Genomic DNA, 13,506 nt, shown 5'->3' on the forward strand with positions numbered 1-13,506 from the left:
GGATCCGCTTCCTCTAAAACTCATACTTCAAGGTGATGTGTACCATTACACTCACACCAGCCAAAATCAGTCCCAGGCCAATCAACTTCTCAGAGGCTTGCTGGCTTGCTGAGTTCCTTTCTTTCAAGCCTTTCCCTAGTAATGCTCCTAAGGCGAACGCTAACATCAGGGGCATGCTTTTGGTCCAGTCTATGTTGCCTAACCAATAATGGGACATGATACCTGAAAAACTGGTGACCACCAAAATGAACAGCGAGGTGGAGATTGCTATCTGCGATGGAATCTTGAAGATCCTGATCATGATGGGGGTCTGCAAAAAGCCTCCGCCAATCCCGAAAAGTCCCGCAATGGTGCCGGTACAAAGCCCGAAGAACGCCATCAGGCTACCATTCAATCTATAGGCCAGGTGTTTCGGATGGTTCTTCCGGATGAAAGACGTGGGCATGCGGTTGATGCGGTACATCATGCCTTTTTTGCGCTTCTGCTTCTGTTTGTAAGTGGCCAACATGTAGAGGCCAACAGTCAAGACGAACAGCGCAAAAAGAATCTGCATCTGCAGCACCGGCATGTAAGCAACCAGGAAAGCTCCAATAACAGTACCAACCATGGCCGGAAACTGGAACAGGGAAGCTACTATGTAGTCAACGCTTTTCTCCCGGATATTGAAAATGGTAGAAATGAGCGCCGCTGGGAGCAAAGCCGACATAGCCGTGCCGATAGCTAACTCAATAGGAAACTGGAAGAAGATGATGAGGATAGGTACCATGAACACGCCTCCGCCAAAGCCAACGAGCGTCCCGAAAGTGCTTACCGCAATCCCTGTTATAAATAGTAGTACCTCTGTTATCAAGCTGTTGGGTTCCTGGTTGTCAAGCGGGAGCAGTGAGTGTCCCCGTGTAAGTTGCGTGGTTTGTTGGATTGAAGGTAGAAGCAACAAACCATCATTCAAAACAATATCTGTTTAAGTCTGCTTATTGCTTACTAACTACCAGGCGAATGGTTGTTCTCATGTTCCCAATATCATGGGCGGAGTGTCTTGGTTTCTGGTGCGTTTTGCCTAAAACACGTCAAAAACAGAATAGGAGTAAGAGCGCCTGTTTTCTTGATAATGGCAAGTACCATCAGCTGCAACAGAACTGCCGCATAAGAGAACCAGGCTACTCTCTGGCAGACTCAGTAACGTTCACAAATTGGAAGTGCTGCCCATCAAACAAACCCTTGTCGCTGAGTTTTAGGGCCGGAATCACCAAAAGAGCCATAAACGAGAGCGTCATGAAAGGGGAGGTGAGGGTGCTGCCCAGTTCTTTGGCGGTGCGGTCCAGTTTGGCGTACTGCTCGGCTACCCAATAGCCGTCCTCCGCCGACATGATACCCGCCACCGGAAGCGGGAGTATTTCCTCTCTTTCCCCGTCTACCGTGCAAATGCCGCCTTTGGCTTCTATCAGCAAGTTCACGGCGCGGCACAGGCTTTCATCATCACAGCCTACGGCAATAATGTTATGGGAATCATGGCCTACGGATGAGGCGATGGCCCCGCGCTGCAGCCCGAAGTTCTTGATAAAAGCAAGGGCTGGCTCGGCATTTTGATAGCGGTTCACCACGGTCATTTTCAGGACATCCTGGGGCACATCGCTCACCAGAAAGCCGTTTTCCTTTTTAGGGTCCAGCAGCAGCATACCCGTGATCAGTTGCCCGTCATAAGGCTCAATTACTCTTAGTTTAACCGTATCTCCGGCGGGTATCTGGAACTGCTCTACGGTTTTAGACTCCGTCTGGAAATTGTTGATAATATCGCTGGGCGTGAATTCAATCTTGCTCTGGCCGTTCTCCGCAACCAGTTTGCCGTTGATGTAGGTTTTGAGCACGTTAAAGTCCTCCAGGTTATCCACCAGAATGAAATCTGCGGGGTCTTTCTCCTGTAGCAGGCCTACTTCCAATCTGTAATGTTGCACCGGGTTCACGCAGGCGGCTCGCAGGACATGGAACAGGTCATGGCCTTTGGCGAGAGCGCGTTTCACCAGTTCGTTGATGTGGCCTTCCACCAGGTTATCGGGGTGCTTGTCATCAGAGCAGAACATGATTTCATGGGGGTGCTCGGCCAGCAGTTCAATAAGGGCCTCAAAGTTCTTGGCGGCGCTGCCTTCCCGAATCAGGATTTTCATGCCGGCGGCCAGTTTGTCGCGGGCCTCATCGGCAGTGAAGCATTCGTGGTCGGTGGTCATGCCGGCGGCGGCGTAGGCTTTGGCTTCCTCGCCCCGCAAACCAGGCGCGTGGCCGTCTACCTGCTTGTCAAACTTCTGCGCCAGCGTGATTTTCTGCATGACCAGGTCATCGCCGTTCAGCACGCCGGGCCAGTTCATCATCTCGGCCAGGTATTTCACCTCGGGGCGCTGGAAAAGTTCTTCAATGTCGTCGGGCGTGATTTCGGCCCCGGCGGTCTCAAACGGGGTGGCTGGTACGCAGGAGGGAGCCCCAAAGTAGAACTTAAACGGCACTTTCTTCCCGTTCTCCAGCATGTATTCCACGCCTTTCAGGCCCAATACGTTCCCAATCTCGTGCGGGTCTGAGACGGTGGCCACGGTGCCGTGCGGCACGGCCAGGCGGGCAAACTCAGAAGGTACCAGCATGGAACTCTCCACGTGTACGTGCGCGTCCACAAAGCCGGGCAGGAGGTAGTGCGTCTCCGTCACAGGCTCCCGTATGATGCGGGCAATCTGGCCATCGGTGATTTCCAAGGTGCCCTGGTAAATCTCCTGGTTCAGGACGTCAACAATGTTACCGCTCACTTTGAAGAATCTTGGGTTAGCCATAGTACCTTTTTGAGAAGTTTGGGGAAAAATAGACCGGAAACAGACGGGTGCGTAAAAACCCGTAGCGTCCTGACAGATTACGCGTATCTTTGCGGTCAAAGTTAATGGTTTTGAAAAAGATTTTTTCCCTTGGATTGATCTGGTGCTTGCTGCTGGGGGTGGTGAGTCCGGCCTGTACGCGCAAATCATCGTCGCTGAGCAAGAAAACCAAAAGCTATCAGCGTCATCAGCGCTCGGGCAAGGGAATTCCCTGCCCCACCAAAGATTGCTAATCACAAATTACCGAAGGCACTGGTATGAAGAAGATTGTAGTGGCCCTGGACGGGCACTCATCGTGCGGCAAAAGCACCACCGCCAAGAAAGTGGCACAAGAACTAGGCTACGCGTACATTGACACCGGAGCCATGTACCGGGCCGTTACCCTTTATTTTCTGGAGCATTACGTAGACCTCACCAACCCCAAAAAGGTGCAGGAAGCGTTGAACAACATTGAGGTTACCTTCCACCGGAACCCTAAAACCGGCCGTAACGAGGTTTTCCTGAACGGCCTGAACGTGGAGGACGAGATCAGGAAGATGTACATCTCTGACAAAGTGAGCGAGGTGAGCGTGCTGCCGGCCGTGCGCCATGCCATGGTGGCCGAGCAGAAGAAGATGGGCAAGCGCCGCGGCGTGGTGATGGATGGCCGTGACATTGGAACCGCCGTTTTCCCAGACGCCGAAGTAAAGGTGTTCATGACCGCCGATGTGGAAACCCGCGCCAAGCGCCGGCAGGAAGAACTGTTTGAGAAAAAGCAGATGGTGCCCTTTGATGAAATTGTGGAAAACCTCAAAAAACGCGATTTCATTGACTCTACCCGCGCCGAAAGCCCCCTGCGCCGCGCCGAAGACGCCCATTTACTGGATACCACCCACCTCACCATTGATGAGCAGGTAGATTTTGTGCTGGATTTGGTAGCCTCTGCGCTGCTGCAAAAAGAACTTGCCGGGTAAATAGATTGTTGCGGAGTAGTGACCAACAGGAACGGTTTTTGCGTTAACTTGCCGTTGGCAACTTGATCCTAGTGTCTTTTATATATGAACGTAACCATAGATAAGAATTCAGGCTACTGTTTTGGGGTAGAATTCGCCATCCAGATGGCCGAGGATGAATTAGAGGAAGTATCTGAATTGTATTGCCTGGGTGACATTGTGCACAACAGCATGGAAGTTCAGCGTTTGTATAACAAAGGCCTGCGCATCATTGACCGCGAGCAACTGCAGGAACTGCGCGATTGCAAAGTCCTTATCAGGGCCCACGGCGAGCCGCCCGAAACCTATGAAACCGCCCTGCGCAACAACCTGGAACTGATTGACGCCTCCTGCCCGGTGGTGCTCAAACTCCAGAACCGCGTAAAACACGCCTACGATTCCACCAAAGCCAATAATGGCCAGATTGTATTGTACGGACAGCAGGGCCACGCCGAGGTCATCGGGTTGGCCGGCCAGACCGGCAACGAGGCCCTCGTGATCACCACCGAGGAAGACCTGGACAAACTGGACTATACCCGGCCCATCACGCTTTTCAGCCAGACTACCAAGAGTACCAAAGGCTTCTACCGCATGAAAGAGCTTATTGAGGAACGTGTAGCCGCCGTGAAAGCGGGTGGGGTAGAGGTGCTGGATCTGGACGCGAACGACAGCATCTGCCGCCAGGTATCTAACCGGGAGCCGCAATTGGACAAATTCGCGCAGCAGCATGACGTGGTTATCTTCGTGAGCGGCAAAAAAAGCTCTAACGGCAAGGCGCTGTACGCGGTGTGCCAACGGGTGAATCCAAGAAGTTACTTTGTAGAGAACGCCGATGAACTGGACATGGAATGGTTCAAAGGCGCTGCCTCGGTAGGAATCTGCGGTGCCACCTCCACGCCTATGTGGCTTATGCAGCAGGTAGCCGATGCCATTCAGGCCCAGCACCCGGTTGCCGTATAATTCTTAAACCAAAACATTAGAGAAGTAGTATATTTGAAAGCCCCGGAGACGGGGCTTTTTTCCTATTTCCTGGTTTATGAAACAACTCTTACGCTATTTTTTGAACGGTTTCCTGATTGTAGCACCTATCAGTTTAACGGTGTACATCATTTTGGCCGTTATCAACTGGTTAGATGACCTTTTCTGGCTTAACTATCCGGGACTGGGACTGGTGCTTATTATCATTCTGGTAACGCTGGTGGGGTTCATTGGCTCCTCTTTTCTGGTAAAGCCTTTCCTGGTACTCACAGAGCGCATCATGAGCCGTTTGCCGCTGGTGAACATGATTTACTCCTCGCTCAAAGACCTGTTTGATGCGTTTGTGGGCGAAAACCAGAAATTCAACCAACCGGTGCTGGTGAAGATGACGCAGTACAATGATACCTACAAGCTGGGCTTTGTAACGCAACTCTCCATGGAAGCTGTGCACCTGCCAGACAAGGTGGCCGTGTACTTTCCTCACTCTTACAATTTCTCCGGAGAACTCTTCTTAGTGGCCCGCGAGAACGTGACCTACCTGGAAATCCCGAGCAGTGAGGTCATGAAGTTTGTGGTGTCTGGCGGGGTATCCAAGCTGTAGGAATCCAAAGCTAGAGTACTGTTCCCAAACCTGCGTTTTTTAGCAGTTTTCAGGAAATCAGCTCAAAATCAGAAGTAAGTATTTGCTGAGTCTTTTCAGTCGTTTTCAGATTCTTTTCATCAAAGGAGGCTGAAAACGGCTTTTTTGTTTCCCCTTTTCTGTTATTCTGCCCATTTTTCAACGAAAATCCTGTGAAAAGAGAATTAGCGCTTGCAAAATCAGGATTGTCACCGGCTTGTGATATATTTAGCGTTTCAAAGCAGGCCAAGCTTATGCCCTTGAGTGGGCCCTGCCAGAAAACAGTTTTTGCATCCATCCATACAGATACCCCCAGATGAAACACCTTCTCGTTCTATCCATGAGCCTGCTGTCTATTTGTTCCTCGGGACAGAATCAGCCGAATGCTTCGCAACCTAATCCTACGCAGGCAACTGCCAGTAAAGCGGTCACAGACCAAATAAGCCTTACCTGGTCAGTGATAGAGGAGAAGCATTTGGGCAAAAACCAGTCGCTGTCGGTGCTCACGTTCAAGAACACCGGGAAAGAAGCATTGCCTGCTTCGGGCTGGAGTCTGTATTTCCACTGCTCGCCTTCCTTTAAGCCCAAGGCAACCGATGCCCCCGTAAAAGTAGAGCCCATCAACGGGGATTTGCTGCGGATGGAACCTACAACCAACTTCAAAGGACTGGCGCCCGGTGGTACTGTGCGCGTGGAGTTTGTGGCGGCCGGGCAAATTGTGAATGAATCAAGGGCGCCCAAAGGGTTTTACCTGGTATGGGACAAAGACAAAACCAAGGGCTTCACGGTAGAGAACTACACCATTATCAAGCCCGCGCACAACGCCATTGGCTGGGTGGAGCCCAAAGATATTTACCAGCAGAACAGCAGCATCAGAGACATTCCGGCCGAGAAACTGACCAAGGTTTTTCCCACGCCGGCACAGTACAAAGAAACCGGTAACGGCTTTACGCTCACTGGTGCTGTTCCGGTAATTGCCCCGGCTGCTTTCCAGAACGAGGCTTCTCTGCTGGCGGCGCATCTGGGCACTGTCTTCGGGCAGAAGCCTGAGGTGAAAACTTCCGGTACCGGCAAAGCCATCCGCCTGCAGAAAAAAGAGGGACTGGGGGCCGAGGCGTATGAACTGACGGTAACACCGCAGGAGATTGTGGTTTCTGCCACTACGCCGGCGGGTGCTTTCTACGGCACGCAGTCATTAAAAACCATGCTGCCGCCTTCAGCCTTGGCGAAGAAACAAACTTCGGTGGAGCTAGCGGGTGTGCAGGTGAAAGATGAGCCCCGGTTTGGGCACCGCGCGTTCATGCTGGATGTGGCCCGTAACTTCCACCAGAAAGCAGAGGTGCTGAAACTCTTGGACATGATGGCGCTGTACAAGCTGAACGTGTTCCATTTCCACCTGAACGATGACGAGGGCTGGCGCATTGAGATTCCCGGCTTGCCGGAACTCACGCAGGTGGGCGGTCGCCGCGGACATACCCTGGACGAGAAGAACTTCCTGCAGCCGTCTTACGCCTCGGGTCCTGATGTGAACAATACCACTGGTAGTGGCTATTACACCCGGGCAGATTTCGTGGAGATTCTTAAGTACGCCCGCGACCGCCACATCAAAGTGATTCCGGAGGTGGAGACGCCCGGCCACGCCCGCGCCGCCATCAAATCCATGGATGCCCGTTACGAACGCCTCATGAAAGAAGGCAAGAAAGCCGAGGCCGAACAGTACCTGCTCCGCGATCTGAACGATAAATCGGTGTACCGCTCAGTGCAGTATTTCAATGACAACGTCATTAACGTGGCGCTGCCGTCTACCTACAATTTCCTGGAGAAAGTGACCGATGAGTTGCTGGCCATGTACAAAGAAGCGGGTGCGCCTATCCAGACCATCCACTTCGGGGGAGACGAGGTACCCAATGGCGTGTGGGAAAAATCGCCGGTGGTGCAGAACCTGATGACTTCCAACGCCAACGTGAAAACCATTGATGACCTGTGGTACTACTTCTTCGGGAAACTGAACGATATGCTGAAAGCCCGCAGCCTGTACCTGTCTGGTTGGGAAGAAGTGGGTTTGCGCAAGATCAGAACCAACGGCCGCTTGACCTACGCCGCTAACCCGGAGTACGTGAAGGAGAACGTGCACGTGGATGTCTGGAACAACCAAGGCGCCAACCTGGATCTGCCGTACCGCATGGCCAACGCCGGCTACAAAGTGGTGCTCACCAACGTATCGCACTTTTACATGGACCTGGCCTATCAGAAAGCCTACGAAGAAAACGGTTTGTACTGGGGCGGCTACACCGATGTGGACAAAGCCTTCTACTTCATCCCATTTGATTACATGAAGAGCATCAAGGTGAACGATGACAACAAACCGCTTACCTCCAACGCTATCTTCGCCGGGAAAGAACAACTGAACCCCGAGGCCCGGGCCAACATTGTAGGCTTACAAGCCCCGCTCTGGAGCGAAACCATCTTGTCGCCGCAGCGCCTGGAATACATGATTATGCCCAAGATCCTGGGCTTAGCCGAAAGAGCCTGGGCGCAGGACCCATCCTGGGCGACTAACCCAGAATCTGCGCAGAGCCAGGCGGCTTACCAGCAGGATTGGTCAGAGTTTGTGAACATCCTGGGCAAACGCGAGCTTCCGCGCCTGAACTACTATGCCGGCGGTTTCCACTACCGGATTCCCACGGTAGGGGCCGTAGCCGAGAACGGCAAAGTGAAAGCCAACGTGCAATTGCCGGGCATGACCATCCGGTACACCACCAACGGCTCAGACCCAACCGTGAAAAGTAAAGTGTACACCGGGCCTGTCTCAGAGAAGGGCACCCTCAAATTTGCCGCCTTTGATGCCGCCGGCCGGTCCAGCCGCGTGACTACGGTAGAGAACAAGTAAGACTTCTACCAGTTATTGAAATGGGCAAAACCGTTCAACTGGAGGTGCTTTCCTTCGTACAAAAAATGCTGCTTGGAGTTAGTATAATCTTGTATGCTGTCTCGCTTACCCAAGAAGCCTTTTCATATATCTATCAGGAGCAGGTAGAAACATATAAAGGTTGGGTTTTGGCTCTGATGGGATCAACGTCTGTTTTAGGCGGAGGACTGTTGGAGTGGTTTATTTGGCTTGCCAATCCGTTATACTTGTTCTCAATCATGTATGCCTTGAAAAGAGAGGTAAGCGCTCTTTTAACAAGTAGTATTGCTTTTGGGTTAGCATTAAGTTTCCTTTTCTGGAAAGAGGTTTTAGCTGCTGAAAGCGGTATTATGGGGCCTATTGTATCAAGAGGGGCAGGGTATTTTCTGTGGGTGCTCAGTATCTTTATTTGGTCAGTTGCAATCTATTGGAAGAACTAGAAGGTTGCTAAACTAAACTAGTGTTAGCTGTTTTTGAAGCACTTTTCAGAAAAACACCTCAAAACCAACTTTCCTTCATTTCAGATTCGTAGAAGAAGCAATCAGCATCTAGCCATCATCAATCGCCAGACCGTGCCATTCATCCAGCTTAAATCTTCTAAACTACACTACCGCGTCATGGGCAACGGGCCTAAGGCGCTGCTGGCGTTTCATGGGTACGGGCAGGAGAGCCACTATTATGACACCATGGCCCGGGTGCTGCATCCAGACTACACGGTGTTTGCGGTGGATCTTTTTTTTCACGGAAAAAGTACCTTGAGCAAAGCCGATCAGCCGCTGTCTAAAAGGAAACTGCAGGAGTTTATCCAGGCTCTGCTGGAAAAAGAGCAGCTTCAGAAATTCTCGGTGATGGCGTTCAGCATGGGCGGCAAGTTCGCGCTTACAGTGCTGGAGAAATTCCACCCGCAGATGGAGGAATTGTACCTTATTGCGCCAGACGGCATCAAAACGCATTTGCTCTACAGCCTGGCCACGTACCCCGGTTGGTTGCAGGGGCTGTTCAAGCGCATTGTGCTGCGGCCCACCCGTTTTTTCCGGACGTTGAGTTGGCTGGAGCAGAAACGCTGGATTGACTCGGGGCTGGTGAAGTTCGCCAACTGGCAGATGGATTCGCCGCAGAAACGCCTGCGCGTGTACCGCAGCTGGACCGGGTTCAGTAATCTCACCTTTGACACCCGCAAGATTGTGCGGCTCCTGAACCAAAGCAACATTGAGGTGAATGTGTTTCTGGGCAAGTATGACCAGATCATCTCCCAGAAGCGGCTGCAGGTGTTTCTGAATGCTCTCAAGCGGCACAACCTGGTGGTGTTGCAGACCGGGCACACCAATTTGCTGTACACGGTGGCCATGTGGTTAAGGAAACATCGTGCCGAGACAGCCAAGTAAGTTTCTTTGCGTATACCCCTCAGGAAGAGAATTCCGATTTTAGCTTACTTTTGCCATATTACCTATAAACGGGAGTACGGCCGAGGAGCAGCTTCTGCCGGATTCCTATTCTGCCATACAGTACAATCTAAAACTATGAAACTTCCTGCACCCCTGAAATGGAGCGCCTGCATGTTGGTGCTTCTGAGCCAATTGGCTTGTTCTTCTAATTCTGGCAAGCCCGATGCCAACGAAGAAGGCGAAAGAACCTCCACGGCTGCCCAGGACACCGCCTCTGAAGAGGTAACCGAGCAACCCGCCACTGAGGCAGACCTGGCCCAGATCACGCTGCCAGACGGCTTCAAGATCAGCTACTATGCCCGTAACGTAGTCAATGCCCGCTCCATGGCCTTGGGACCAGACGGAACGCTCTACGTGGGCTCCCGCGACAAAGGCAGCGTTTACGCCCTGCCAGACAAAAACAAAGACGGCAAAGTGGATGAGGTCATCACCATTGCCTCCGGACTGAAAATGCCTAACGGGGTGGCCCTGCGCAACGGTGCCTTGTACGTAGCCGAGATCAGCCGCATCACCCGCTATGACAACATCGCCGATAACCTCAAGAACCCGCCCGCGCCCAAAGTTATCTATGACAAATTCCCCACTGAGGAACACCACGGCTGGAAATACATCGCCTTTGGCCCAGATGATAAGTTGTACGTTCCGGTAGGCGCGCCTTGTAACATCTGCCTCAGAAAAGAACCAGTGTACGCGGCCATCAACCGCATGAACCCAGACGGCTCCGGCCTGGAGGTATTTGCCCACGGCGTACGTAACACCGTGGGGTTTGACTGGCACCCGCAAACGAAAGAACTCTGGTTCACCGATAACGGCCGCGACCTCATGGGCGACAATATGCCACCCGATGAACTGAACCGCGCTCCTAAAAAAGGCATGCACTTCGGGTACCCGTTCTGCCACGCCGGCGAGACCCTGGACCCTGAGTTTGGCCAAGGAAAAGACTGCGCCAGCTACACGCCTCCGGTGCAGAAGCTAAATCCGCACGGCGGTACCCTGGGCATGGAGTTCTACACCGGTACCATGTTCCCAGACACCTATAAAAACCAGATCTTCATTGCCGAGCACGGCTCCTGGAACCGCACCGAAAAGATAGGCTACCGCGTGAGCCTGTTCCGTACCGATGCCCAGGGCAAAGGCAGTTTTGTGCCGTTTGCCGCCGGATGGCTCCAGAACGGCAAAGAGTGGGGCCGCCCCGTAGACGTGGAAGTGATGCCAGACGGCTCGCTGCTGGTGTCTGATGACATGAACGATTGCATTTACCGCATCACGTATACTGGGGAAATTTAAACCTGTTTCTGGCCTCTTTTTGCAGAATCGGTTCAGAAACGCCTACGCATTGGGTATGAAGAAAGAGCATCCTGAGAAAAGCATTATAGGAAGGCGGGAGATGGTAGATTTTCCGGACCTGGATTTATATGAGGTAGAAGCCAAGATTGATACCGGGGCCTACACCTCGGCCATTCACTGCAACAACATCCGGGAGGTAGAGCTACCCAACGGGCAAAAGGCCATCCACTTTGAGCTGTTGGATGAGGGCCATCCGGCGTACAACCACAAGGCGTTTCAGTTCACAGATTTTGATCTGCGCAACGTGAAAAGTTCGTTTGGTGATGTGCAGGAACGCTACGTTATCCGTACAAAGGTGCTTATTCACGGGCAGGAGATTGAGACCGATCTCACCCTCACCGACCGTAGTGATATGAAGTACCCCGTGCTCCTGGGCCGCACCTTGCTAAGGAAACGTTTCATTGTAGACGTCTCTAAGAAGAATCTGTCGCTCAAAGCCAAAAACAAAGTCAAAAAGAAAAAATAACCCTCTAGAGCTTTCTGTATGAAAATTGCGATTCTCTCTCGCGATCCTAAATTATATTCTACCCGCCGTTTAGTAGAGGCAGCCCAGCAACGCGGCCACGAGGCAGTGGTTTTGGACCATTTGCGCTGTGACCTGATCATGGAGAAAGGCGATCCGCACATTCTCTACAAAGGCGAGTTGCTCACCGGTTTTGATGCCGTAATCCCTAGAATCGGGGCCTCGGTGACGTTTTACGGAACGGCCGTGGTGCGCCAGTTTGAGATGATGAAAGTGAAAAGCGTGGTGGCTTCTCAGTCTATTCTGCGGTCCAGAGACAAGCTGCGCAGCCTCCAGATCATGGCCCGGGCAGGCTTGGGCATGCCTAAAACCGCGTTCACCAACTACTCCAAACAAGTAAAAGAGTTGATCAAGCAGGTGGGCGGCGCGCCGTTGGTCATTAAGTTGCTGGAAGGAACGCAAGGTTTGGGCGTAGTGCTGGCCGAGACCCAGAAAGCCGCTGAGTCGGTGATTGAAGCATTCCACAACCTCAAGGCCCGTATCATTGTGCAGGAATTTATTGCCGAAAGCAAGGGCGCTGATATCCGTGTTTTCGTGGTGAACGGCGAGGTAGTAGGAGCCATGAAACGGCAGGGCAAGGAAGGCGAGTTCCGGTCCAACCTGCACCGGGGCGGGAGCGCCAGCCTCATTAAACTTTCCCGCGCCGAGAAAGCCGCTGCGTTACTGGCTGCTACCTCTCTGGGGCTGGATGTGGCCGGCGTGGACATGCTGCAGTCCAGCCGCGGACCGCTTATCCTGGAAGTAAACTCTTCGCCGGGCCTGGAGGGCATTGAGAAGGCCACCCAGCAAGACATTGCCGGCAAAATCATTGAGTACACCGAGCTGCTGGTGAGCAAAGGCCGCAAGAAGAAAACCAAAAAACCGAGTACCCCCGATGGCGGAGATGATCATCAATAACATAGAGATCCATCCCGGCGACTCGCTCCTCATCAGGCTGAACATCTCCCGGTTGCCCAGCGGTACCCAGATAGATATTCCTATCCATGTATTTCGGGCCGAGGAGCCGGGACCGGTCTTGTTGTTGATGGCCGGGATGCACGGCGATGAGGTGAACGGCATTGAGACTATCCGGCGTATGATCAGGCGGCGCATGTTGCAGCCTAAGTGCGGCACGGTGCTGGCAATTCCTATCCTGAACATCTACGGTTTCCTCAATTTCTCCCGGGAAGTGCCAGACGGCAAAGACGTGAACCGCAGTTTTCCCGGCAGTGCCACGGGCTCTCTGGCCAGCCGCGTAGCCGACAGGTTTACCCGCGAGATTCTGCCGCTGGTAGACTACGGCATTGACTTTCATACCGGGGGAGCCAGCCGGTCAAATTTCCCGCAGATCAGGTGTGAGTTAGAAGCCGAAGGAAATGATGCTTTGGCCCATGCGTTTGGAGCCCCTTTCATTCTTGATTCAAAACTGCGGCAAGGCTCCTTGCGCAAAGAGGCTTCCAGGTTGGGCAAATCCATCATTGTCTACGAGGGCGGGGAATCTTTGCGCCTGGATGAAAACAGCATTAACCTTGCCCTGGAAGGCACCATGCGCGTGATGCACCATTTAGGCATGGCCGATTCTTCTGTGCCGGCCTCTCAACCATCTGTAGTCTGTAGAAAAACCACCTGGGTCAGGGCTCGCCGAGCAGGCTTGTTCAGAAGTTTTGTGAAAAACGGAGAGCGGGTCAGCAGAGGGCAGCAGATTGGCATTGTAGGTGATCCGTATGGCTACGCCAGCCATCCCATTACTTCCCCGGTGAGTGGGCACGTGATCGGGCTTAACCACATGCCGGTGGTGAACCAGGGAGACGCAATTCTGCATATAGGAATTGAATAATTTTTTTTCAGGAAGGAGTAGGGTAAAAAGTTTTTTTCACTGTCTTTTAC

At 52.6% G+C, this 13,506-nt stretch carries 14 protein-coding genes; 10 read left to right on the forward strand and 4 right to left on the reverse strand.

Annotated features, from left to right (window positions below; genetic code table 11):
* Positions 1–13: 13 nt before the first annotated feature.
* From JT719_RS18560 to JT719_RS18570, 3 genes are all read right to left on the reverse strand, one after another.
* Positions 14–850 carry a sulfite exporter TauE/SafE family protein gene (locus tag JT719_RS18560; RefSeq protein ID WP_242693351.1) on the reverse strand — a complete coding sequence of 279 codons (837 nt, stop codon included), beginning with the start codon at positions 848–850 and terminating at the stop codon, positions 14–16.
* 307 nt (positions 851–1,157) lie between these two features.
* A complete protein-coding gene (gene ade / locus JT719_RS18565) occupies positions 1,158–2,810 on the reverse strand; it encodes an adenine deaminase (RefSeq protein ID WP_207435241.1) in 1,653 nt (550 codons plus the stop codon).
* Positions 2,803–3,021, reverse strand: coding sequence for a hypothetical protein (locus JT719_RS18570; protein ID WP_207435242.1), 219 nt, complete (start codon positions 3,019–3,021; stop codon positions 2,803–2,805). The genes ade and JT719_RS18570 overlap by 8 nt, the downstream gene beginning before the upstream one ends.
* Before the next feature lie 85 nt (positions 3,022–3,106).
* Between JT719_RS18570 and cmk the strand changes: the two genes are divergently transcribed.
* From cmk to JT719_RS18585, 3 genes are all read left to right on the forward strand, one after another.
* Positions 3,107–3,802 (forward strand): (d)CMP kinase, encoded by a 696-nt coding sequence (gene cmk / locus JT719_RS18575; RefSeq protein WP_207435243.1) that lies wholly within the window; start codon positions 3,107–3,109, stop codon positions 3,800–3,802.
* 84 nt (positions 3,803–3,886) lie between these two features.
* Positions 3,887–4,780 (forward strand): 4-hydroxy-3-methylbut-2-enyl diphosphate reductase, encoded by an 894-nt coding sequence (locus tag JT719_RS18580; RefSeq protein ID WP_207435244.1) that lies wholly within the window; start codon positions 3,887–3,889, stop codon positions 4,778–4,780.
* 76 nt (positions 4,781–4,856) lie between these two features.
* Entirely contained in the window at positions 4,857–5,399 is a 543-nt protein-coding gene (locus tag JT719_RS18585; protein WP_207435245.1) for a DUF502 domain-containing protein, read from the forward strand.
* A gap of 49 nt (positions 5,400–5,448) precedes the next feature.
* Here JT719_RS18585 and JT719_RS18590 read toward each other — a convergent pair whose 3' ends face one another.
* Positions 5,449–5,715, reverse strand: a complete 267-nt coding sequence (locus JT719_RS18590; RefSeq protein WP_207435246.1) for a hypothetical protein — start codon at positions 5,713–5,715, stop codon at positions 5,449–5,451.
* An 18-nt stretch (positions 5,716–5,733) separates the two neighbouring features.
* Here JT719_RS18590 and JT719_RS18595 point away from each other — a divergent pair, with 18 nt between their 5' ends.
* The 7 genes from JT719_RS18595 to JT719_RS18625 all read left to right on the forward strand — a co-directional run bounded on the left by JT719_RS18595 (position 5,734) and on the right by JT719_RS18625 (position 13,456).
* Positions 5,734–8,307, forward strand: coding sequence for a family 20 glycosylhydrolase (locus JT719_RS18595; RefSeq protein ID WP_207435247.1), 2,574 nt, complete (start codon positions 5,734–5,736; stop codon positions 8,305–8,307).
* Between the two features lie 20 nt (positions 8,308–8,327).
* The gene (locus JT719_RS18600; protein WP_207435248.1) at positions 8,328–8,765 is read left to right on the forward strand and encodes a hypothetical protein; all 438 of its coding nucleotides are present in this window, start codon (positions 8,328–8,330) and stop codon (positions 8,763–8,765) included.
* Positions 8,766–8,897: 132 nt separating this feature from the next.
* Positions 8,898–9,710, forward strand: a complete 813-nt coding sequence (locus JT719_RS18605; protein ID WP_207435249.1) for an alpha/beta fold hydrolase — start codon at positions 8,898–8,900, stop codon at positions 9,708–9,710.
* A gap of 135 nt (positions 9,711–9,845) precedes the next feature.
* Complete coding sequence (locus JT719_RS18610; RefSeq protein ID WP_242693352.1) at positions 9,846–11,057, forward strand: PQQ-dependent sugar dehydrogenase; 1,212 nt, start codon at positions 9,846–9,848, stop codon at positions 11,055–11,057.
* Positions 11,058–11,112: 55 nt separating this feature from the next.
* A complete protein-coding gene (locus JT719_RS18615; protein ID WP_207435250.1) occupies positions 11,113–11,583 on the forward strand; it encodes an ATP-dependent zinc protease family protein in 471 nt (156 codons plus the stop codon).
* 18 nt (positions 11,584–11,601) lie between these two features.
* Entirely contained in the window at positions 11,602–12,537 is a 936-nt protein-coding gene (gene rimK / locus JT719_RS18620; RefSeq protein WP_207435251.1) for a 30S ribosomal protein S6--L-glutamate ligase, read from the forward strand.
* Positions 12,515–13,456 carry a succinylglutamate desuccinylase/aspartoacylase family protein gene (locus JT719_RS18625; protein WP_207435252.1) on the forward strand — a complete coding sequence of 314 codons (942 nt, stop codon included), beginning with the start codon at positions 12,515–12,517 and terminating at the stop codon, positions 13,454–13,456. Before rimK ends, JT719_RS18625 begins: the two co-directional genes overlap by 23 nt.
* Positions 13,457–13,506 lie beyond the last annotated feature (50 nt).

The organism is Sabulibacter ruber, assembly GCF_017355955.1.
In the GTDB taxonomy this organism is placed as follows: Bacteria; Bacteroidota; Bacteroidia; order Cytophagales; family Hymenobacteraceae; genus Nibribacter; species Nibribacter ruber_A.

Excerpts from the sequence above, each read along its gene's own strand:
- JT719_RS18615 (WP_207435250.1), top strand. The coding sequence starts at position 11,113 with ATGAAGAAAGAGCATCCTGAGAAAAGCATTATAGGAAGGCGGGAGATG.
- rimK (WP_207435251.1), top strand. The coding sequence starts at position 11,602 with ATGAAAATTGCGATTCTCTCTCGCGATCCTAAATTATATTCTACCCGC.
- JT719_RS18600 (WP_207435248.1), top strand. The coding sequence starts at position 8,328 with ATGGGCAAAACCGTTCAACTGGAGGTGCTTTCCTTCGTACAAAAAATG.
- JT719_RS18595 (WP_207435247.1), top strand. The coding sequence starts at position 5,734 with ATGAAACACCTTCTCGTTCTATCCATGAGCCTGCTGTCTATTTGTTCC.
- JT719_RS18580 (WP_207435244.1), top strand. The coding sequence starts at position 3,887 with ATGAACGTAACCATAGATAAGAATTCAGGCTACTGTTTTGGGGTAGAA.
- JT719_RS18625 (WP_207435252.1), top strand. The coding sequence starts at position 12,515 with ATGGCGGAGATGATCATCAATAACATAGAGATCCATCCCGGCGACTCG.
- ade (WP_207435241.1), bottom strand. The coding sequence starts at position 2,810 with ATGGCTAACCCAAGATTCTTCAAAGTGAGCGGTAACATTGTTGACGTC.
- JT719_RS18590 (WP_207435246.1), bottom strand. The coding sequence starts at position 5,715 with ATGGATGCAAAAACTGTTTTCTGGCAGGGCCCACTCAAGGGCATAAGC.
- cmk (WP_207435243.1), top strand. The coding sequence starts at position 3,107 with ATGAAGAAGATTGTAGTGGCCCTGGACGGGCACTCATCGTGCGGCAAA.
- JT719_RS18610 (WP_242693352.1), top strand. The coding sequence starts at position 9,846 with ATGAAACTTCCTGCACCCCTGAAATGGAGCGCCTGCATGTTGGTGCTT.
- JT719_RS18585 (WP_207435245.1), top strand. The coding sequence starts at position 4,857 with ATGAAACAACTCTTACGCTATTTTTTGAACGGTTTCCTGATTGTAGCA.